The sequence below is a fragment of the Ammoniphilus sp. CFH 90114 genome (assembly GCF_004123195.1).
Classification (GTDB): Bacteria; Bacillota; Bacilli; order Aneurinibacillales; family RAOX-1; genus YIM-78166.
Map to the genome: position 1 here is coordinate 357,845 of NZ_SDLI01000005.1, position 22,348 is coordinate 380,192.

The 22,348-nt window shown below is 44.4% G+C and carries 17 protein-coding genes and 1 pseudogene; 16 read left to right on the top strand and 2 right to left on the bottom strand.

The features are described 5' to 3' along the window. The first annotated feature begins 6 nt into the window (after positions 1 to 6). The 12 genes from EIZ39_RS14035 (at position 7) to EIZ39_RS14090 (ending at position 14,497) form a co-directional block, all read left to right on the top strand. Positions 7 to 1,716 carry an FAD-binding protein gene (locus EIZ39_RS14035; protein ID WP_129200607.1) on the top strand — a complete coding sequence of 570 codons (1,710 nt, stop codon included), beginning with the start codon at positions 7 to 9 and terminating at the stop codon, positions 1,714 to 1,716. Beyond that, positions 1,716 to 2,672 carry a succinate dehydrogenase/fumarate reductase iron-sulfur subunit gene (locus EIZ39_RS14040; protein ID WP_129200608.1) on the top strand — a complete coding sequence of 319 codons (957 nt, stop codon included), beginning with the start codon at positions 1,716 to 1,718 and terminating at the stop codon, positions 2,670 to 2,672. The genes EIZ39_RS14035 and EIZ39_RS14040 overlap by 1 nt, the downstream gene beginning before the upstream one ends. Then, positions 2,669 to 3,550: a CoB--CoM heterodisulfide reductase iron-sulfur subunit B family protein gene (locus EIZ39_RS14045; protein WP_129200609.1), complete on the top strand. Its 882-nt coding sequence runs from the start codon at positions 2,669 to 2,671 to the stop codon at positions 3,548 to 3,550. The genes EIZ39_RS14040 and EIZ39_RS14045 overlap by 4 nt, the downstream gene beginning before the upstream one ends. Positions 3,551 to 3,576: 26 nt before the next feature. Further along, the gene (locus EIZ39_RS14050) at positions 3,577 to 3,894 is read left to right on the top strand and encodes a molecular chaperone GrpE (RefSeq protein ID WP_129200610.1); all 318 of its coding nucleotides are present in this window, start codon (positions 3,577 to 3,579) and stop codon (positions 3,892 to 3,894) included. 4 nt (positions 3,895 to 3,898) lie between these two features. Next, complete coding sequence (locus tag EIZ39_RS14055; protein WP_129200611.1) at positions 3,899 to 5,425, top strand: fumarate hydratase; 1,527 nt, start codon at positions 3,899 to 3,901, stop codon at positions 5,423 to 5,425. 173 nt (positions 5,426 to 5,598) lie between these two features. Next, positions 5,599 to 8,022, top strand: a complete 2,424-nt coding sequence (gene nirB, locus EIZ39_RS14060; RefSeq protein ID WP_129200612.1) for a nitrite reductase large subunit NirB — start codon at positions 5,599 to 5,601, stop codon at positions 8,020 to 8,022. After that, complete coding sequence (gene nirD / locus EIZ39_RS14065) at positions 8,019 to 8,348, top strand: nitrite reductase small subunit NirD (RefSeq protein ID WP_129200613.1); 330 nt, start codon at positions 8,019 to 8,021, stop codon at positions 8,346 to 8,348. The genes nirB and nirD overlap by 4 nt, the downstream gene beginning before the upstream one ends. Before the next feature lie 136 nt (positions 8,349 to 8,484). Further along, on the top strand, positions 8,485 to 9,237 hold the full coding sequence (gene fdhD / locus EIZ39_RS14070) for a formate dehydrogenase accessory sulfurtransferase FdhD (RefSeq protein ID WP_240675806.1): 753 nt from the start codon (positions 8,485 to 8,487) through the stop codon (positions 9,235 to 9,237). Positions 9,238 to 9,251: 14 nt separating this feature from the next. After that, positions 9,252 to 12,224 (top strand): formate dehydrogenase-N subunit alpha, encoded by a 2,973-nt coding sequence (gene fdnG / locus EIZ39_RS14075; RefSeq protein ID WP_129200614.1) that lies wholly within the window; start codon positions 9,252 to 9,254, stop codon positions 12,222 to 12,224. Between the two features lie 2 nt (positions 12,225 to 12,226). After that, positions 12,227 to 13,048: a 4Fe-4S dicluster domain-containing protein gene (locus EIZ39_RS14080; protein WP_129200615.1), complete on the top strand. Its 822-nt coding sequence runs from the start codon at positions 12,227 to 12,229 to the stop codon at positions 13,046 to 13,048. Continuing rightward, positions 13,029 to 13,709, top strand: coding sequence for a formate dehydrogenase subunit gamma (locus EIZ39_RS14085; protein ID WP_368666317.1), 681 nt, complete (start codon positions 13,029 to 13,031; stop codon positions 13,707 to 13,709). The genes EIZ39_RS14080 and EIZ39_RS14085 overlap by 20 nt, the downstream gene beginning before the upstream one ends. A gap of 2 nt (positions 13,710 to 13,711) precedes the next feature. Then, the gene (locus EIZ39_RS14090; protein ID WP_129200616.1) at positions 13,712 to 14,497 is read left to right on the top strand and encodes a formate dehydrogenase accessory protein FdhE; all 786 of its coding nucleotides are present in this window, start codon (positions 13,712 to 13,714) and stop codon (positions 14,495 to 14,497) included. A 55-nt stretch (positions 14,498 to 14,552) separates the two neighbouring features. Here EIZ39_RS14090 and EIZ39_RS14095 read toward each other — a convergent pair whose 3' ends face one another. Continuing rightward, a complete protein-coding gene (locus tag EIZ39_RS14095) occupies positions 14,553 to 15,335 on the bottom strand; it encodes a nitrilase-related carbon-nitrogen hydrolase (RefSeq protein ID WP_129200617.1) in 783 nt (260 codons plus the stop codon). Next, a pseudogene (locus EIZ39_RS14100) lies at positions 15,336 to 16,675 on the bottom strand (APC family permease). A 240-nt stretch (positions 16,676 to 16,915) separates the two neighbouring features. Between EIZ39_RS14100 and EIZ39_RS14105 the strand changes: the two are divergent. From EIZ39_RS14105 to gabT, 4 genes are all read left to right on the top strand, one after another. Continuing rightward, positions 16,916 to 18,169 (top strand): sigma-54 interaction domain-containing protein, encoded by a 1,254-nt coding sequence (locus tag EIZ39_RS14105; RefSeq protein ID WP_240675807.1) that lies wholly within the window; start codon positions 16,916 to 16,918, stop codon positions 18,167 to 18,169. Between the two features lie 3 nt (positions 18,170 to 18,172). After that, positions 18,173 to 18,967, top strand: coding sequence for a carbon-nitrogen hydrolase family protein (locus tag EIZ39_RS14110; RefSeq protein WP_129200618.1), 795 nt, complete (start codon positions 18,173 to 18,175; stop codon positions 18,965 to 18,967). Between the two features lie 4 nt (positions 18,968 to 18,971). Beyond that, positions 18,972 to 20,744 (top strand): sigma-54 interaction domain-containing protein, encoded by a 1,773-nt coding sequence (locus tag EIZ39_RS14115; protein WP_129200619.1) that lies wholly within the window; start codon positions 18,972 to 18,974, stop codon positions 20,742 to 20,744. Positions 20,745 to 20,999: 255 nt separating this feature from the next. Then, positions 21,000 to 22,346 carry a 4-aminobutyrate--2-oxoglutarate transaminase gene (gene gabT, locus EIZ39_RS14120; RefSeq protein WP_129200620.1) on the top strand — a complete coding sequence of 449 codons (1,347 nt, stop codon included), beginning with the start codon at positions 21,000 to 21,002 and terminating at the stop codon, positions 22,344 to 22,346. Positions 22,347 to 22,348: the final 2 nt, after the last annotated feature.

Here is a 22,348-nt window from a genome sequence, read left to right on the forward strand (position 1 = left end):
TATCCCATGCTTCAATACGATATTGTGATTGTAGGTGCAGGAGGGGCAGGCATGATGGCTGCGCTGAATGCAAGTAAGGAAGAAGACCTTAAAGTGGCTGTGATCAGTAAAATCTACCCAACCCGCTCCCATACGGGGGCGGCGCAGGGTGGGATTAATGCCGCGATGAAAAATCGTGACTCGACCGACTCAACGGAAAAGCATTTCCGCGATACGGTGAAAGGAAGCGATTTTCTAGCTGACCAGGATGCTGTTGAATTCTTCACCTCTAATATGCCGGACATTATCAAAGAATTAGATTATTTCGGAGTTCCTTTTTCCCGAGACGAGAATGGCAACGTAGCCCAGCGCCCATTTGGGGGGGCTTCGAGTCCAAGAACATGCTATTCTGCAGATAAAACCGGTCACGTGATCCTTCACGCTTTATACGAGCAATGTCTAAAACAAGATGTAGTGTTCTTAGATGAATGGTTTCTTCTCTCTCTTGCTGTTGAAAATGGAAAGCTAGAAGGTCTCGTAGCGATGGATATGAAAACAGGGGACATCCATCCGATCCAAGCCAAGGCCGTTGTTTTGGCAACAGGAGGGTTCGGCCGAATCTATTGGAGCCGAACGACCAATGCCATTAATATGACAGGGGATGGGACGGCGGCTTGTTTTGAAGTAGGTATTCCACTCAAGGACCCGGAATTCGTGCAGTTCCATCCTACAGGTTTAGCCTCCACGGGTGTCCTCTTGTCTGAGGCTTGCCGAGGGGAAGGTGGCTATCTCCTCAATAAGGATGGGGAGCGCTTCATGCAACGCTACGCTCCGGAAAAAATGGAACTTGGACCACGTGATTTGGTATCTCGCTCCATTGAAACGGAGATTAAAGAAGGTCGCGGTTTTGGTGAAGAGATGGGATCTTATGTTCTTATGGATCTTCGTCATCTTGGAGAAAAGAAGATTATGGAACGTCTTCCGCAAGTAAGAGAACTAGCCATGGAATTTGAAGGAGTAGATCTGATCAAAGAGCCGGTTCCTATTCGCCCGAGCTGTCACTATATGATGGGAGGCATTCATGTTACGGACTTTAAGACATGCAGTACTCCTATTGAAGGGATCCATGCAGCAGGGGAATGTTCAAGCGTATCGATTCACGGAGCGAATCGATTAGGTGGAAACTCTGTAGCTGATGTGGTCTTATTCGGAAAATACGCAGGACTTGGTGCACGGGAATCTGCGATGAAAAGAACCTTTGGTACGACGACAAAAATGGAGGTTGAAGTCGAGAAGTGGAAGAGTCAGTTTGCCACGATGAGAAAGAAGAATACAGGAAATAACATCTTTGAGATTCGCAATAAGATGGCTGAAACGATGTGGTACAATGTGGGCATTTTCCGTACCGAAAACGAAATGGCCGAAGCACTACAAGTCATTGATCAACTGCTAGAAGAATACAAGGACACCTACATTGGCGATGCTTCTGTTCGATATAATATGGCCTTTATAAACTATGTAGAAGTAGGCAATCTCTTGAAACTAGCAAAGGCGGTTGTCATAGGGGCTTTAAATCGTAAAGAAAGCCGAGGTTCCCATTCGCGAGGGGATTATCCTGAACGGAATGATCAGAAGTTTCTGAAACATACGCTGATTTACATGGAGAATGATCAATTCAGACTGGAATATCTACCCGTACGAATCACCAAGTATCAACCGGAGGAGAGGAAGTACTAATGAGGAAAATTACTTTTACCATTAAACGCTTCGACGGAAATAAAGACTGGCTTCAACGCTATGATCTACCATACGAAAACGGCAAAACCTTGCTCTGGGCCTTAACGAAAATTCGCGAGGAGCAAGACCCCACGTTGAACTTTACCTCAGCTTGCCGCCACGCGATTTGTGGAAGCTGTGCCATTCGAGTGAATGGAAATTCATTTCTCACTTGTAAGACGGCCCTAGATGAAATTCTCGATACCTTTAAGACGGATGATCTGAAGTGCGAACCTTTAGGAAACTTTGATGTCGTTCGTGACCTAGTAATTGACTGGAAACCGAAGCTTGAGAAAATGAAGGTCGTTAAGCCTTGGATCATTCCAAAAGAATCAGGAAGCCCAACAACAGGCTTTAAACAATCAGAGCAAGAGTTTCAGAAGATCGCTTCTCCCACTGACTGTATACTATGCGGGATTTGTGCATCTGAATGTACGCAACTCGCCATGAATCAAGAAGGGTATCTCGAGCCGTTTATCTTAAATCGTGCCTATCGATTTGCGGTTGATTCAAGGGATGGCGCGCCAGAGGAGCACATCCGACCCGTTCTTGAGAATGACCTATGGAAATGTGTCCATTGCATGCAATGTGTATCTCAATGTCCGAAAGATATAAACCTGTCCGCAGAAGTGGCTTACCTTAGACAGGAAACGATGAAAATGGGGGAAACCCAGAACTTAGGAGCTCGCCATGCTTATGCTTTCCATGATGATGTCAAGAACAAAGGAAGATTAAATGAAATGACACTTCCAATGAAAACGGAAGGGGTTGTGAAGACAGCGATGAAACGAGTTCCGTTTGCCTTAAGAATGATAAGCAAAGGAAAAATCAATCCGCTTCACATGCCTAAGGAAGTGGAGGGAATTGCTGGAGTGCGAAAAATTTATGAGTATGCCAAAGGGGTGGACCAGCCATGAAATACGGATTTTTCCCAGGTTGCACTTTAGAATCAGCTGCTGAAGAACTCATGATATCTACGAAGAAAGTAGCCTCTGCATTAGGAATTGAACTTATAGAACTCGAAGGATGGACCTGCTGTGGGGCTAGTCATATTCAAGATGTCGATGACTTCTTAGGAGTGGCCGTCAATGCAAGAAATATTGCTTTAGGTGAAAAGTTTGATGCTCCGATCCTGACGGTATGCAACACATGTACCCTCATGCTAAGGACTGCCAAGGATAGACTCGATCACGATGAGAATCTCAAGGACAAAGTAAATGAAGGCTTACAACAAGCGAATCTAGAGTATAGAGGAACAAGTGAAGTGACCCATCTTCTCTGGGCGTTGATTAGAGACTACGGGTTAGAGAATTTGCGAAAAAAAGTGAAAAGACCTCTGACGGGATTGAAGGTAGCGAATTTCTATGGATGTCATATTGTCCGACCACCGAAGATCATGGGATTCGAGAATCATATGAACCCTCAATCCATGGAGATGGTAGCAGAAGTCCTAGGAGCTGAATCGGTAGAGTTTGACCAACGTCTAGCCTGCTGTGGATTCCATGCCGTATTTCCAGCGGAAAAAGAGGTGATGGGCATGACCCGGATCAATTGCTTGTCTCCAAAAGCAGCAGGAGCGGATTGCCTGGTTACCCCTTGTCCGTTGTGCCAGATGCAATTGGATATGTATCAACCTGACGCTCAAAAGGGTTGCGATGAAAACATCACCATGCCGATCTTACATTTGCCTCAGCTGATTGGACTGGCCCTAGGGTTTGAACCGGAAGAGCTAGCTATTAACCGACATATTATGGATGCCATACCAACATTAAAGAAAACACTGACATTCGCTTAATAGATCTCGGGAGGGTGGTGCTCTAAGTGAAGTTCACGTACCGAAAATACCAGAAGCGAGCCAAGCTAGTAGGCTTAGCGGGAGGGGAGGTGCTCTGGCTGCTCAACGAGCATGATGAATGGATTCATGATGTGTATGAAGAAAGTGATATTCATCATGGAGTGATATATTCCCTTCACCAATCTTTTCACCCGAAATCCACCTCGATTACAGGTTATTTTAAGGACACGGACACAGGCTGTTGGATTAAAGTTGAGAAAGGAGCGGCTGCATTAAAGGCTACGGTTGGTTGGATGGAAAGTTTAGAAGAACTCATTCAGGCAGATTCTCTTGAAAGGGGTTGAGGAGTTGAAACAGTTACAGGAAAGTATCTATCAATTAATTGTAGAGACATCAACAAATTTACCGCCAGACGTTCGTCGAGCTATGCTTAAGGCCAAGCAAAGGGAACAAGAAGGAACAAGATCAGCTCTTGCTTTATCCACAATTGTAGGTAATATCCATACTGCGGAAGTGAACCAGTCACCAATTTGTCAAGATACAGGTATGCCGACATTTGAAATCAAAACACCAGCAGGTTCGAACCAAGTGGAAATGAAGAAAATCATCAAGGAAGCTATAGCTTTAGCAACCAAAAATGGGAAATTACGTCCGAACTCTGTAGATTCGATAAGCGGAGAGAATAGTGGGGACAACCTGGGTCCGGGAACGCCAGTCTTTCACTTTGAACAATGGGATCAGGATAAAATCGAGGTCAAGCTTATCTTAAAAGGCGGTGGATGTGAAAATAAGAATATCCAATACAGCTTGCCTTGCGAGTTAGAAGGATTAGGTAAGGCTGGTCGGGACTTAGAAGGTATTCGTAAATGCATTCTTCATAGTGTTTATCAAGCTCAAGGGCAAGGGTGTTCGGCTGGATTCATCGGGGTTGGTATCGGGGGAGATCGGACTTCAGGGTATGCATTGGCAAAAGAACAATTGTTTCGAAAAGTGGATGATTTAAATCCGGATCCCACTCTAGCTGAATTAGAAACCTACGTGATGGAAACAGCCAACCAGTTGGGAATCGGTACCATGGGTTTTGGTGGAGAAGCAACGTTGTTGGGGTGTAAAGTGGGCGTCATGAATCGCTTGCCTGCAAGTTTCTTCGTTTCTGTTGCCTATAATTGCTGGGCATTCCGTCGTCAAGGTGTGACCCTTAATCCCGAGACAGGAGAGATTCGAGAGTGGCTATATAAGGATGAAGAAGTTCATATGGCGAGCTCAGACCAAGAGCAAGAGCAAGGGAAAGACGTTGTGGTGCTTGAAGCTCCGATCACAGAAGAACAAATTCGTTCCTTGAAGGTAGGAGATGTCGTCGTCATCAATGGACTCATCCATACGGGGCGCGACGCCTTGCATAGTTACCTCATGAATCATGATTGTGCAACAGATCTAGACGGTGGAGTGATCTACCATTGTGGACCTGTGATGCTCAAGGATGATGAGGGAGAATGGCATGTGAAAGCCGCTGGACCTACTACAAGTATTCGTGAGGAGCCTTATCAGGCTGATATTATCAAAAAGTTTGGTATTCGTGCCGTGATCGGTAAAGGAGGCATGGGACCAAAGACATTAGCCGGTCTTCAAGAGCATGGAGCCGTTTACCTCAATGGAATTGGAGGAGCAGCGCAATACTACGCCAATTGCATTGAAAAAGTGGAGGGAGTAGACTATCTTGAATTTGGAATTCCAGAAGCCATGTGGCACCTTAAGGTGAAGGGCTTCAAGGCCATTGTTACGATGGACTCTCACGGAAATAGCTTACATGCTGACGTAGCCAAAAGCTCCTTTGATAAACTAGCCGAGTTTAAAGAACCGGTGTTCATAAAATAGTAACTCGGTAAGGGGAGCCCACAAGCTAGGCTCCCTTTTGTTTATGATTTTGACAATCTAGTGAATAAGCCACTTTTGTGATGTTTTTCACAAGTTATTCTGTTAACCTCAAGTATACTTCAATCAACAAGAGAAAATCCGTTGTACAAATCGCAACAGATGGAGGAGACATCATGAGCAAGAAAAAATTAGTGATGATTGGCAATGGAATGGCAGGTGTTCGAACGATTGAGGAAATTCTTAAGGTGAATGGTCAACTTTATGATATAACGATTTTTGGGAAAGAGCCTTATCCGAATTACAATCGAATCCAGTTGTCCCATGTACTACAAGGGGATATGACGATAGAAAGCATCGTGATGAATGATTGGGACTGGTACAGTGATCGAGGGATTGAACTATATACGGGCGAAGCCATTAGAACAATAAACACGACCCAAAAGCTGGTTTACTCGGACAACCGAATCGTCTCTTATGATGAATTAATTATCGCCACGGGTTCATCCCCTTTCATTCTACCGATTCCAGGTGCAGATAAACAGGGAGTAATTGGTTTTCGCGACATAGCCGATTGTCTTCAGATGATGGAAACGTCTAAGACGGCGAAGCGAGCTGTGGTGATTGGAGGAGGACTCCTTGGGCTTGAAGCGGCGAAAGGGCTATTGAGTCTAGGTATGGAAGTGGATGTTGTTCATCTCATGGATTACTTGATGGAAAAGCAATTAGACGAAGTGGCTGCAAGAATGCTTCAAATGGAACTTGAAAGTCATGAAATGAAATTTCATATGAGTAAGGAAGCAGTAGAAATTGTTGGAGATGAGCGGGTTACTAGTATTTATTTTCGGGATGGAAGCGTATTGCCAGCAGATCTTGTGGTGATGGCAACTGGGATTGTACCTAATGTTGATCTAGCCAAAGCAAGCGGTCTACAAGTGAATCGAGGAATCGTCATCAACAATTTTATGGAGACGAGCCTTCCTCATGTGTATGCCGTAGGAGAGTGTGCAGAGCACCTTGGAACCCTGTATGGCCTAGTGGCTCCGCTGTATGAACAAGCCCAAGTATTGGCGAAAAAGCTTTCCGGAGAAAGTCCGGATCCCTATGTTGGGTCTATTGTAGGAGCGCAGTTGAAGATATCTGACGTTGATTTGTTTTCTGCAAGGGAAATCAAGGAAAGTCCGGAAACGAGAACGATTAAAGTTCATGACGAATGGAATGGAATCTATAAAAAAGTGATTCTAAGAGATCAATGCATTACGGGAATTGTGTTATACGGGGATACGAGTGACAGTAATCGTTTATTCGGAATGATGATGCGAAAAGAGGACGTATCCGGTAAAACCACGATCTCCTTTTTCAATGAGCGGGGAGGTGTGGAGAGCTTCCAAGATGTCTCCTCCATGCCTGCTGATGAGGTCGTATGCGGCTGTAATGGGATCAATAAAGGCATGATTGTTGAGGCTGTGCAATCCCGTGGGCTGACCAGCGTGGAGGAGATCGGAGGGTGTACGAATGCAGGACGCTCTTGCGGCCGATGCAAGCCGCTGATCCAGAACATCCTCGAGCATACATTAGGTGGCTCCTTTGAACCAGCTGATCTCAAACCTACCTTATGCAGCTGCACCTCCTGGAGCAGAGATGAAGTCGTGGCAGGCATTCGTGAAAAGGGACTTACTTCGGTCAAAGAGGTCATGTTGGTCCTTGGTTGGAAGAACGAGGAAGGGTGCACAAAGTGTCGTCCAGCCCTGAACTATTATCTAGGTATGATTTACCCTGATTATCAGGATGACCGCGATTCGCGGTTGGTTAACGAAAAGCTTCATGCCAATATCCAAAAGGATGGAACCTACTCCGTTATTCCAAGAATGTATGGTGGTGTGACCACGGCGAATGACTTGCGGAAAATTGCCGACGTTGCAGACAAGTATCAGGTACCCTTGGTGAAATTAACGGGTGGGCAGCGAATTGGCTTATTCGGACTTAAGAAAGAAGAGCTTCCTCAAGTCTGGTCTGATTTGGAGATGCCTTCAGGTTACGCCTACGGGAAGACCCTACGAACCGTAAAAACTTGCGTAGGTAAAACCTTCTGCCGTTTTGGTACACAAGATTCCATGGGACTTGGAATCGAATTAGAAAAACGATTTGAGCGCTTAGATACACCACACAAAGTGAAAATGGGCGTGTCTGGATGTCCTCGCAACTGCACAGAGGCCGGTATTAAAGATATTGGGTTTGTTGGAGTAGACGGAGGTTGGGAAATTTACGTCGCGGGGAACGGTGGAACAGACTTACGTGCTGGGGAGTTTTTAGCCAAAGTTAAGACCGAAGAAGAGGCGTTGGAACTTACAGGAGCCTATTTACAATATTATCGTGAGACCGCTCTTTATCTGGAACGCACTTCGAAGTGGATGGAGCGTATAGATCTCAAGCAGGTTCAGGAGCACCTAGCAGATCCAACTACTTGTAGAGAACTCAATGATCGGCTCGAGCAAACCTTGGCTCGATATGTTGATCCTTGGGGACAGACTTTAGAGGAATCCAGCCTTCAAGATCATTACTATAGTCACCGCAATGTAAACGTGGAGGTAACCCGATGAAAACAACCATAGCTCGTATCCAAGTTGCTGAATATAGTCAGCTCCCTGAACGAATGGGACAGGCCATTACCGTAGGTCAGTGGGAAATCGCTTTGTTTCGTCTAACGAATGGAGAAGTGAGAGCTATTGAAAACAGAAGTCCACATCCCAAAGGCGGCGTACTTTCTGAAGGGCTTGTCAGTGGAGAGTTCGTCTATTGTCCTTTATATGACTGGAAAATATCCCTTCGTGACGGAACCGTACAGGCACCTCATAAAGGTTTAGTAAAAACCTTTCCTATTGAGATCGAAGGGGATCGCATCTTTATCAGAATGGAAATGGCTTAGCCACAGATATCAACATGGATGGTATTTCCAGTTTGTAAAGTGAGGTTTTTCACTGCCTTCGAAATCTTAAAACGGTAAGCTTTATTTATCAACAAAATATTTAACCTAGACCAGGGGAAAGCGAGGTGTTTCCCAAGTGAATAAATATTGTCCGGAAGAGTATCCGTTCACCTTGATGGTGAATGAAAAGGAGATTGCAACCTTTCAACTTACGAAAGCTGATTTAGAAGATTGGGCGATCGGTTATCTCTATTCTGAAGGAATGATTCAATCCATAGATGATGTTGATAGTTTACTAATCAAGGAAGAACAAGGGTCAATACAGGTGACCACAGGACCCGGATTTGATGTAGAAAAGTTCTTAGAGAAGCGAAGACATTTTACAGCAGGTTGTGGAAAAGGGGTAACCTTCTTTTCGATGACAGATGTCAAGCAGTTCAAGAAAGTCAAAAACAAAGCTAGAGTCCCGCTTTCGTACTTATTAAAAAAGAGAAATGAATTCGCGCAACGATGTGAGATGTATCTCGAGACCGGAGGCATGCATGGAGCTTGTCTCATTGACTCCAATGGGAACCTTACCATTCGGGAGGACATTGGGCGCCACAATGCGGTAGATAAGGCGATTGGGTGCGCGGTTCGTAATCGATGGAAAGCAGAAGACTTAATCCTTCTAACGACAGGACGCATTTCATATGAAATGCTAGCGAAAGCAGCAAGATTTGGCTTTGGCATCGTTGGTTCACGAACAGCAGCAACGAAACAAGCTGTTCAGCTTGCCAAATTTCTACAGATTGAGGTGGTGGGTTATCTCCGCGGTCGTATGACGTTAATTTACAGTTCATGCGGTAGAGTGGTAGACGATCTATCGGAAAAGCAAGGGATCATGTAAAAGGAGGAAGAGTGATGCCTGATCTAACCAGACGACAGTTTCTGAAATTATCTGGGGCAACCGCGCTTACGTTAGCCGTGGTGGAGCTAGGTTTTAACTCCAAGGAAGCTCAAGCAAAAACAAGACAACTTAAGATAGCAGAGACAAAAGTGACACCGACGATATGTCCTTATTGTGCCGTAGGATGCGGGATTCTTGTGCATACCCGGGACCATGATGTTGTATTTACCGAGGGAGATCCGGATCATCCGATTAATCAAGGATCATTGTGCAGCAAAGGAACGACGATTCGCCAGTTATACACTTCCGATCAAAGGGTGAAGAAACCGTTGTATCGTGCACCTGGAAGCGATCGATGGGAAGAAAAAGACTGGGATTGGATGCTGGATCGTATTGCTGAGAAAATCCAGAAGACTAGAGATAACACCTTTGTGGAAAAGGAAAATGGGATTCTTGTTAATAAAACAGAGGCGATAGCAAGTCTAGGTGGAGCCGCCCTAGATAATGAAGAATGTTACTTACTAGTTAAAATGATGAGAGGGCTTGGACTGACGTATATCGAACACCAAGCGCGCCTCTGACACAGCTCTACGGTTGCCGGTCTGGCACCTACCTTTGGACGTGGAGCAATGACGAATCACTGGAATGACCTGCAATATACGGACTGTGCCCTCATTATCGGGGCTAATCCAGCTGAGAATCATCCGATTAGTTTCAAGTGGCTACTGAAAGCAAAACAAAACGGAGGGAAGATTATTTCGGTCGATCCTCGCTTTACCCGAACGTCGAGTCAAGCGGATCTCTATGCCCCCCTACGTTCCGGTACGGATATTCCGTTCATGGGAGGACTTATTCATTACGCATTAGAGAATGGGCTGTATCACAAAGAATATGTTGTGAACTATACGAACGCTTCTTTTCTTGTTCATGATGACTTTGATTTTAAGGATGGATTGTTCACTGGATATGATGAGTCTAATCGAAAATATGATCAAAGTACTTGGACGTTCCAGAGAGATGAAAATGGAGACATCCTGAGGGACGAAAGCTTAACGAACCCAAGAACCGTGTTTCAATTAATGAAAAAACATTACTCCCGCTATGATATAGATACCGTTTGTACGGTCACGGGTACACCTAAAGATCAATATCTCGATATTGCCAAGACCTTCTTGGGAACAAGCGCCGTGGATCGTACGGGAACCATTCTCTATGCTATGGGAACGACCCAACACACGGTCGGGACTCAGAATGTCCGAGTGTATGCGATACTTCAATTGCTGCTTGGAAACGTAGGAAGACCTGGCGGTGGCGTGAATGCGCTGCGTGGCGAATCCAATGTCCAGGGATCTACTGATTTTGCCTTGTTATATGGAGATCTACCAGGTTACTTGGGGGCCCCGACGGCAACAGAGAAACATGCTACATTACAGGCCTATCTAGAAAATGAGACTCCGAAAACGGGATATTGGTCTAACAAACCTAAATTTGTCATCAGTCTCTTAAAAGCATTTTATGGTCCACAGGCCACGGCAGACAATGAATTCGGATATCACTATTTGCCTAAAGGAAAGAAAAATTATTCCCATATTCCTTTGTTCGAAGCGATGGCAAAGGGCGAATTAAAAGGCTTATTCTGCTTCGGAACGAATCCGGTCGTTGGTGGACCCAATGCGGGGAAGGAAAAAGAAGCGCTAGGCAAGCTGGACTGGCTTGTTGCCGCCGATCTATGGGAGCATGAGACTTCCACATTTTGGTCAAGAGAATCCGGAGCAGACCCTTCAGAGATTCAGACGGAAGTCTTCTTGTTACCTGCAGCGGCTTCTTATGAAAAAGAAGGAACCGTTTCCAATAGCGGTCGTTGGATGCAGTACCGTTGGCAGGCCATTGAGCCAAAACATGAATCGAAAGCCGATCTAGAGATTATTCATATGTTGATGCTACGTTTGAAAAAGCTGTACCATGGAAGGACCGATGCGTCGGCGTTGCCGATTCAAGCGCTCTATTGGAACTATGGTGATCACGATCATCCAGACATTGACATTGTTTCCAAAGAGATTAATGGATACGACACACGTACCGGAAAGCAGATCCCGAGCTTTGCTAAACTGGAAGATGATGGATCAACATGCAGCGGGAACTGGATTTATTGTGGTTTCTATCCGGAGGAAGGTAAAAATCTATCCAAGCGTCGTGATAATAAAGATACGGGCATGAGCAACTACTTGAATTGGTCTTATGCTTGGCCGTTGAATCGACGGATTCTTTATAACCGAGCTGCCTGCGATCCAGCCGGAAAACCGTGGAGTAAAGGAAAAGAAGGGATCTGGTGGGACGCTCTAAGCAAAGAATGGACAGGCTATGATGTACCTGATTTTGGTAAAAACACTGCACCTGATGGGAAAGGCGGACAGGATCCATTCTTCATGTTGGCGGATGGAAAAGCGGGTTTGTTTGCCGTTAGAAACGATGGGCCATTCCCAGAGCATTATGAACCATACGAAAGTCCGATACCAAATGCGTTTTCCAGCCAAGAATTCAATCCAACCGTGACGATCTGGGGAGGAAAGCATAATCCACGAGGGGATAAAACGAAATATCCTATCGTCGCAACAACCTATCGTTTATCAGAACACTGGCAGTCTGGAGCGATGACAAGACATCAATCTTGGCTTTCGGAGTTATCGGCTCATATGTTCGTAGAGATAAGCGAAGAGTTGGCGAGAGAAAAAGGGATTTTAAATAAAGACCGAGTTGTCGTTTCCTCGGCCAGAGGCGAAATTGAGACTTATGCGATGGTAACCAAGCGATTTAAGCCGTATCGGATACGTGGGGAAGTTGTTCATCAGGTGGGAATGCCTTGGCATTTTGGCTACAAGGGGCTTGTCAAAGGGGGAACCGCTAACAGCCTAACGCCTCACATAGGAGATGCCAATACGATGATCCCGGAATATAAAGCATTCCTCTGTGATATAAGGAGGGCCTAAGGATGTCTAAATATGTAAAACTCGTAGATGTTACTCTATGTGATGGGTGTCGGGCGTGTATGGTGGCCTGCAAAGATTGGAATGACCTTCCGGCGGTGCCGGAAGAATTCCAAGGAAGCTATCAGTCACATGAAAAACTAAATGCCAATACCTGGAACTTGATTACGTTTAAAGAAAAAGAGCGGCCAAACGGCAGTCTTGATTGGTTGTTCCGACACGACTCCTGCATGCATTGCAGCGATGCTGCCTGCGAAAAGGTATGCCCTGAGAATGCCATCAGCTATACAAAATTTGGGTCCGTAGTGGTTGATTCGGATACCTGTGTTGGATGCGGATACTGTGTGCAAAATTGTCCTTTCGAGTCTATTCATTTAGCTGAGTACACCGATGAGAAACAAAAGAAATACTATAAAGCTCAAAAATGTACCCTATGTACCGATCGACTAGAAGCGAATCTTCAACCTGCTTGCGCGGATGTGTGCCATACAGGAGCCATTCGTTTTGGGAAGGAAGAGGAGATGCTAGCTCTTGCGAAAGAGCGATTGAAAAAAGTGAAGGACAGGTTTCCGAATGCGAACATTTATAACCCGCAAAGCATAGATGGTACACACACGGTTTATCTTTTAGCCGACCATCCGAGCGAGTACGATCTACCAGTGAATCCTAAGGTTCCGACCGCAGCCAAGCTGTGGAAGGATTATGCCCAGCCTATCGGCAAGTCTCTCTTTGGTGTAACAACCATGGCGGTCATTGGTGCTTTTATTGCCCAACGTACGCAGAAGAAGACTGAAGAAGGGGGGGCGCATGATGAGCACGAAAAATAAAGGTTACGTTAAGCGCTTTAGTCTCACGTTTCGTATTGCACATTGGGTGAATGCAGGAGCTTTCTTTGCCCTCTACATTACCGCCTTGCCCATGTACACCGAATTTTTTGATTGGCTTTATCCTGTCTTAGGGGGACCGGCAAATGCACGTTTACTACACCGAGTCTTTGCTGTCTTGTTTATTCTCCCTATGTTTATCATGATTTTTTGCGATCCGAAGAGCTTCTTCCATTGGATCAAGTCGATCTTCACTTGGAGAAAACATGACTTTGGTTTTTTCCTTCCGTTTGCTAAGGAGTTCTTTGGAAAGCATGCGGATATTCCAAAGCAAGATTTCTACAACGCAGGGGAAAAAATAAATTCCCTGCTGCAAGTATTCACTACGATTATCATTATCGCGTCTGGATTTATGATGTGGTTCCCAAGTTATATTCCATACGATATTCGCGTGTGGGGTTATCTCCTTCATAATATTGGCTTTGCTCTTGCCATTGCGGTTGTAGTAGGGCATGTGTATCTAGCGACTCTAGCTCCGGGGGCTAAGGACGCAATGAGAGGAATTACGAAAGGAGATGTCTCTGAAACTTGGGCGAAGGAACACCACGGACGCTGGTATGATGAGCTCAAGGAAGAAGAAAAGAAAAAGAAGCAAGGAGCGTGACTATGAGTACCTCAGTCGTTTCAGAAGCGTATCTTGAATATCAGCAGAAAATCATAGAGCATCAAAAGCTTTGGGAAGCGCGGCTTTCAGCGGAAGGCCTACCAGTTAGGAGTAAGGATCCTCTCCAACCTGAGTTGCCCTTTGTTTATCAAGCGGCTATCGACGTGAATCCAACTCTCTATCATCAAAATATTATGGAGTTGCTCGTTTTGTTACAAGAGTTACAGCCAGAGCTTCAAGATCAGTTGCAAAAGATGATCGATCAAACGACAATGGAAATCACCGCAACTTGGGCTCAGGAACTCCTTTTCTTCCAAGAATCTACTATGGAAAATTTGGCTAATGATTGGCAAGTAGATCCATGGATTATACCTTATGTGGCAGAGCAAGCCTTACGACCCGTTCTACGTGTGGTCTCCACTAGTTTTGATGAGGAAATCTCGGGACTCGACAAGCAGGGTATCTGCCCTTGCTGCGGAGAACCTGTCAGACTAGCTGTACTCGAAAAAGGGAAGAAAATGCTGAACTGTCCTCGATGCTATACTTCATGGCAAGAAAATCGACTTGTATGCTCTCATTGTGGGTGTGAAGATGAAAAAGAGTTACGCTATCTATCTGTAGAAGGAGAAGAAAAAGCTCAAATTCATGTCTGCAATCAATGTCACGGGTACCTCAAGGTATTAGATATTCGAAACATGCTAGATAAGCCCGCTTCTGAACTACTAGATATTCAAACCATTCATTTGGATTATATCGCACAGGAAAAGGGCTATGGAGTAAAAGCGTAGTAAAAAAGCGAAGAAAACAGACCTGATCTATTAATCAGAGATCAGGTCTGTTTTTTTATCGGTATAATTCCGGCCTGCGTTCCTTTAAATAGTGATAGGAATGAACCGAGTCCTCTTCCAAAACAAGGGTAGTAAAGCCAAGGCCTTCTCTATCAGAACCCCCATCTAGTAGCACCTTACCACTCGGATGGACTACGAGACTTTCCCCATGGTACTCATAGTGATCATTACTTCCTAGGCGGTTGCAATACACGACATGGAGATGGTTTTCCATCGCTCGCGCTTGACAAAAGATACGGTGCTGATTCTCGTAAGGAGACATGTTGGCGGAATTCACGAGCAGCACTTGGGCCCCTTGCAAGGTTAAGGCTCTAGCTGGTTCGGGAAATTCAATATCATAGCAAGTGAGCAATCCGAAGGTGACCCCATCTAGCTCGAAAGTTTCTAGTTGGTCTCCCTTAGAAAAAAGCAGATTCTCATCTGTAAACAGATGTGTCTTGCGGTAATAGTGCTGCAGTTGGCCTTCTTTATTCATAAGGCAGGATGTAATATATACATCTCTACCATCAGCTTCGATAAATGAATACACAACGTGGATTGGGTATCTATGAATCATACTCCGGATTGCTTTACACGTGTACCCGTCTTTGGCTTCAGCTACCAGAGGAAGCTGATCCCTAGATACAAGTCCTGTCACGATGAGTTCCGGAAAAAGAACGAGGTCAGCTGATTGTTGATAAGCTTCTTGGATAAACTGTTCCATTTTTTTAAGATTTGCTTCTTTGTTGCCGTCTTGCACCGGAATTTGAGCAAGAGCGATGTTCCATGTTTTTTTCATTTATACGACCTCATCCATTTTTAAGTCTACGGGTTGCTGTTTAAATCCTTTGGTTAAATAAACAAGATAAACCAGCCCCACTGCTCCCCATACCATACCGTATTGCTTGGCCATTGGGTCTAAGCTTAGTAGTAAGAGTATATTTAAAACGGCTCCAATAAGAGGGATAATCAAGTTAAAAATCACGCCACTGCCTGAACGCTGTTTGTTCTTTCCGTAATAGTGAGCAATGACTGCTAGATTTACCATCGTAAAAGCAGCAAACGCTCCAAAGTTTATACAAGAGGCTGCACTTAGAATATCAAACTTGATGGCAAGGAGCCCAATTAACCCAATCAGGATAAGTGTGATCACAGGCGTCTGATATTTGGCGTTGATATAGCCAAATACCGATTTTGGCAAAACAGAATCACGTCCCATAGCATAAAGCAAACGTGAGGCGGAGGCTTGCGCTGACAGGCCTGATGTAAATTGAGCGATAATTAGACCGGCTAAGAAGATGGAACTGAATAGATTTCCCCCAACCATATAAGCCAGCTCGTCCCCAGCGGTAGCTAAGTCTTTAAACTGGGTGTAATCAGGGTAGATCAAATGGGATAAATAGGATACAAGAATGAATATAATCCCGCCAATAAGGGCAGTAAGCATAATGGCTCTTGGCATTGTTTTCTCAGGGTCTTTTTTTCTTCCGTAAATGTTGTGATCGCATCAAATCCTAAAAAGGAATAGCATGCGATCGCCGCACCGGCGAGTACAAAATTAAAGGAAGTATTCTCGTTAAAAAACGGCTGGATGGAGAAAATCGTTGCTGCGCCAGTACCTGTCATTAGACTCCTGATACTTAATATAACGAAAATACCAATAACTAAGAACTGAAAAATCATAAGCAAAAAGTTTACTTTATTACTAACTTTGACTCCTAGAATGTTGACGGCTGTAGTGAGGATAATAAAAGTGACAATCCATACCCACATCGGTACGCCTGGAAAAATGGTCCCGAAGTATAGAGCCCCAATCAACCAGATCACCATAGGGATAAAAATGTAGTCAAGTAGAATAGCCCAACCAACCATGAAGCCGATGTGACCATTAAGAGTTTTTCGGGTGTAGGTATAGGCGGAACCGGCTATGGGATAGGCTTTTACCATTTTTCCGTAACTGAAAGCCGTGAACAGCATCGCGACCAGTGCTAGGACAAAGGTCGGAACGACAGCACCATGACTGGCATCGGCAAGTGTGCCATACATTCCAAACACAATCATAGGCGTCAAATAGGCCAACCCGAATAATACGACCTGGTACAAGCTTAGTTCTCTTTTTAAGGCCACTTCTTCTTTCATAAAATTCCTCCTTAAGTATTGATTGCAAGTTTATTTGCAAGAAGGATGCCAAGTCTGGCAACTGCATAAATTCTGTTGATTTAGAGAAGTTCAAAACCTATAATAAGGAGAAAAGATGATTTTTTTCATCCTGATAAATCGAAAGATAGGAACAAATCAATATCTACCAAGGTTCAAGTTATCTTGATGATTTTTTTCATCATCAGTTGTTTCCTTTTCAGAGGAAAGAAAGGGGAGACCATGAACTCGCACAAGTCAGGCCTTCAAGGTTGCCTTTCGTTGTTATTGGATAAATATCTCTATATACGTTATCTGGCTGGAAATAACCAAACTCAGGATCCAGTCGGTATCTTTCGGCCAGGAAGATCGATTTATGATGTGGATTGGAACGCTTGTTTTGTGACCCCACCGGAAAAAGAGAAGAAACACCAACTTCTTATGACCCACCAAGGAGAGATGGTGGTCTATGTCTGGAAGGAGATTCACCATCCAGGGGATGGGGTACAATACGTTTTAACTCTTCTTAATCTGTCTACTATACCATCAACGGGCCTTGCTATCGATGAGAGTTTTAACTCTGGGGATAATCGGCTTATAATGCATTCCGAGTCTATGCAACGCGTAATCAAGATCATTCAGGCTGTTTCTCAAGTCGATTCTACGGTGTTGCTTTTAGGAGAGTCAGGAGTAGGGAAAAGCGCCATTGCCAATATGATACATCGCATTAGTAACCGGGCGAGTAAGCCATTTGTTGCCGTGAATTGCGGAGCCTTGCCAGAAAATCTGATTGAAGCAGAGTTGTTCGGCTATGAGCATGGGTCCTTTACTGGTGGAAAAAAGGGTGGTGCTACAGGATTGTTTGAGGTTGCTCATGAGGGAACGATCTTTCTCGATGGAATTGCGGAGCTTCCTTATCGCCTTCAAGCAAAGCTGCTCAACGTGCTCCAGGAAAATACGATTAGAAAAGTGGGAAGCACGGAGAATAAGAAAATAAACGTACGTATCATAGCCGCTACGAATAAGGATTTATCCCAGTTGGTGAAAGAAAAGGCTTTTCGGGAAGATTTATTTTATCGTTTGAACGTCGTACCTCTAACAATTCCGGCCTTGCGTGAGAGGAAAGAGGATATTCCGCACCTAATTAATTACTTTATGTCCAAATACAATAAAAAATATGGACTGTTCATGCAACTGCATCCGAAGGTGAAAGATGAGTTTTTGCATTATCATTGGCCAGGTAATATAAGAGAGTTAGAGAATAAGATTGAGAGAATGGTTGTGACTAATAGTCAAGAAGGCTTAGGTAAAGGAGATTTTCCCCAGTCTAACGATGAACTTCAGTTTCCTCCGCTGAAACAAGCAAAGAAACAGCTAGAAAAAGAGTTGATTCAGAAGGCTTACCGACTCTATGGGAATACATACAAAGTGGCAGAAATCCTTGAAGTGGACCAATCTACGATTGTAAAAAAACTGAAAGAATATAGAAAGGAATAGGACATGGCAACTTGGAACTTGGGCTTAGCCCAATTGCGGAGCAATTTATTTGAGAAGGAAGCCAATATTCGCCGTGTGCTTGAGACAATGGCCATGGCTAGCGCCAATCAGGCGAACTATGTTTTATTTCCTGAATTATATACAACCGGATACTTCCTAGGGGATCGTGTTTATGATTTAGCTGAAACCGTGGAGGAAGATACGATCACAAGGGTCAGGGAACAGGCCAGGCGTCTAAATACAGGAGCAATCGTTGGTTTCCCGGAACGAGTTGGGGAGAAGATCTATAATTCTGCTGCATTTATCGGACGACAAGGAGAAATCTTAGGAACGTATAGAAAAAGTCATCTGTTCGATCATGAAAAGGAGTACTTTTCCGCCGGAGAAAAAATACCGGTATTTGACACTCCGGAAGGAAAATTCGGGATCATGATTACCTATGATATGGAATTCCCAGAGATGGCACGGGTTCTTGCGATCAAAGGAGCCCAGATCATCTTGATCCTCAGCTCGAATATGATTCCGTATCAGCCTTATCAGCATATCTACCTCCGTGCACGCGCGATTGAAAATCATGTCTTTGTCGCTACAGCCAATAAAGTGGGATTGGAGAATGACACACTCTTCTTTGGGGAAAGTGAAATTATCCACCCCACGGGAACTTCTTTGTATAAATCATTAAATAATGAAGATTTGGCTGTAGTACCGATTACGCTTAACGAAACGACTTCCTCTAAGGGAGTGCTGAATTATATGGAAAATAGACGGCCAGATCTATACAACCGAGAGGGGTTATAAAGGGATGGGCCTTCAAGATGTGAATACCGATTTTATCTTAATAGATGAGTCTTCAACCGTAAAGCAAGCCACGAGCTTGATGCTAAAGAAGCAAGCGCGAGTAATAATCATGATGAAAGATAAGAGGCCGATCGGTCTATGTGATAGCTATGATCTCCTTATGCAAAGCGAGACTCCTTCAAAACTAGTAGATTACCGGACCGATTTTAGAGTTGTCGATCAATCCCGTGTCCTATCCCATGGAGATCTTCAAGCTCCATACTTAATCGTGAAGAACGAAGCGGGAGAGATCGTGGGGTGGCTTGATGCGGGATCGGCTGAGCTTCAGTATATTAAGCAAACCTTCTCCCAAGAATTAAGAGACTTGGCAACTGACTTAGAGGCAATTGTTGATTCTATTTATGATGAAGTATTGGTGGTCGATGGCCAAGGGACGGTGCTTCGGGTTTCAAATCGAAGTCATCTAAATCTATGGGGAGTCAACCTATCTTCTGTCGTGGGCAAGAACATGCTGGACCTTGAGGAAAAAGGCTGGTTCAAACCATCCGTTACTCGCCGAGTGTTAACTGAAAAAAAGAAGATTTCCATTGTACAGCAAAACCGCTTTGGTCGGAAGATTCTAGCTGTTGGGAATCCCATTTTTAATCGGAAGAAAGAAATCGAGCGGATCGTGATTGCGTCTAGGGACATTACGGAGGTAACCAATCTTAAGGAAGAGCTCGAAGAAGCAAGATCGCTGAATGAGAAGTACCGTCAGGAAATGAACATCTTACGCAAGGTGCAGCATGAGAATGAGAAGCCGATTATCTATAAGTCGGAACGAATGGAAGAACTTCTATTTGAGATGGAAAAGGTGGCTCGCGTGTCTTCCACGGTTACCATTTACGGGGAATCCGGTGTAGGAAAAGAGCTGATTGCTCATGCAATTCATCATCTCAGTCCTCGTAAAGAGAAGCCTTTCATAAAGATCAATTGCGGATCCATACCGGAAAATCTGCTCGAAAGCGAATTGTTTGGTTATGAGAAAGGAGCTTTTACCGGAGCCCTTCATCAGGGGAAAAAGGGACTGTTCGAAATAGCGGATGAGGGAACGCTGTTCCTAGATGAGGTAGGAGAGCTACCGCTAAATTTGCAAGTGAAATTGCTTCGAGCAATCCAAGAGCGAGAAGTGATGAAAATAGGGGGGACGCATCCTGTTCGTGTGGACGTCCGTATTATTACGGCGACAAACCGAGATCTAGAAGATATGGTTGCTAAAGGAACCTTTCGAGAAGACCTGTATTATCGTCTCCACGTCATTCCTTTATTCGTCCCAGCGTTACGGGAACGGATTGAAGATATTGAACCGCTAGTGCACCACTTTTTAGATTACTTCAATGAAAAGTTTGCGACGAAAATGCACTTCTCGGAAGATGCACTCGAACTTCTGAAAGCCTATCATTGGCCGGGTAACGTGAGGCAGCTGCAAAATGTACTGGAGAGAGTCATGGTGGTTTCGTCCAGTCATTTGATCATGGCAAACGATTTAAGTCGGATTCTAGGAGGAAGTCATGTTCCTGATGGAAGTGGAGCAGGTAGCGCTCGTCGTAAACCGCCTGTTCAAGTAAATGCTATTATTCCGATGGAAAAAGCCGTGGAATTGACAGAGTATCAATTGATCAAAATGGCCCTCGCTGAATACAAGACGTTAACCAGAGCAGCAAAAGCTCTAGAAATAAGTCAACCAACCATGAGTCGGCATTTTAACAGGTTGAGTGAAAAAATGAATTTTGAGTAATGAGGTGCGATTTTCTAGCCATAAGATGCAAACTGTAGACGGGAGAGAGTGCCCTTAGGAGTCGGTTTAACGGATCTTTCATCATTATTCAAAACTGAATAATATATATTCATTTTTGAATAACCTTACTAATAATCTCTCTACTTAAATGGCAATAATCCCGTAAATTCTACCTTTAAAGTGTTGGCATGACTTTTGCTTAATGAAAAGTAACAGATCCATTAGGGATCACTTAACTTAGAGGGGGAAGAAACCATGGAAAAGACAACACAAAAATATATCGAACTAAAAACAGCTATCCCGGGGCCGAAGGCATCCGATTTATTAGAAAGAAGAAAGAACAATGTAGCGCAAGGGGTGTCCAATACGGTTCCTTCCTTTGCTGCTAAAGGAGAAGGAGCTTTATTAACGGATGTTGATGGGAATACGTTCATCGACTTAGCTGGAGCGATTGGAACACTGAATGTAGGGCATTGTCCTCCGAAGGTGGTTGAAGCTCTTAAAGAACAAGTGGAAAAGTATATTCACCCAGGATTCAATGTGATGATGTATGAGCCGTATATTGAATTAGCAGAGAAGTTGAATGCCATGACACCAGGATCCCACGCTAAGAAAACGATATTCCTTAACAGTGGGGCTGAGGCAGTAGAAAATGCGATTAAATTAGCTCGTAAATTTACAGGGAAAAAAGCGATTATTTCTTTTGACCGTGGATTTCATGGGCGTACGCTCTTAGCGATGTCTTTAACCAGTAAAGTAAAACCTTACAAGTTTGGATTTGGCCCTTTTGCTCCGGATACGTACAAGATGCGTTACCCTTACTACTATCGTGCCCCGCTTGGAGTCAGCCAAGAAGAGCTAGATCAAATGGTGCTTGATCAGTTAGAAGAATTCTTCTTGTCCGAAGTACCTGCGGAAGAGATCGCGGCTATCATTATGGAGCCTGTGCAAGGGGAAGGCGGATTTATCGTACCATCCAAGACCTTTGTTCAAGGCGTGAAAAAGGTATGCGAAAAGTATGGCATCTTGTTTATTGCCGATGAAATTCAAACAGGGTTTGGACGTACGGGCAAAATGTTTGCGATGGAACACTTCGATATTGTACCTGATATCATGACCATGTCCAAGTCCATCGGTGCAGGGCTTCCGATTAGTGCCGTCACAGGAAGATCAGAAATCATGGATTCAGCAGCTCCGGGAGAAATCGGAGGAACATACGGCGGAAGTCCGTTAGGATGTGTGGCTGCGCTTGAAGTCATTAAGATGATGGAAGAAGAGAAGCTCGTTGATCGATCCGTAGTCATTGGCCAAACGATTATCTCCCGTTTTGAACGATTGCAGCAACAGTACGCTGTGATTGGAAATGTTCGTGGATTAGGTGCGATGTGTGCAATCGAACTGGTGAAAGATCCTGTTAGCAAAGAACCAAATAAGGAATTGACAGCTAAAATCGTAGCGGCGTGCTATCAACGAGGAGTCATCGTACTAAGTGCGGGTCTGTACGGTAACGTATTAAGATTCCTATCTCCGTTAGTTATCTCCGATGAGCAGTTGGCTGAAGCATTAGACGTCATTGAAGATATTTTCAAAGAGCTTGCTTAAAT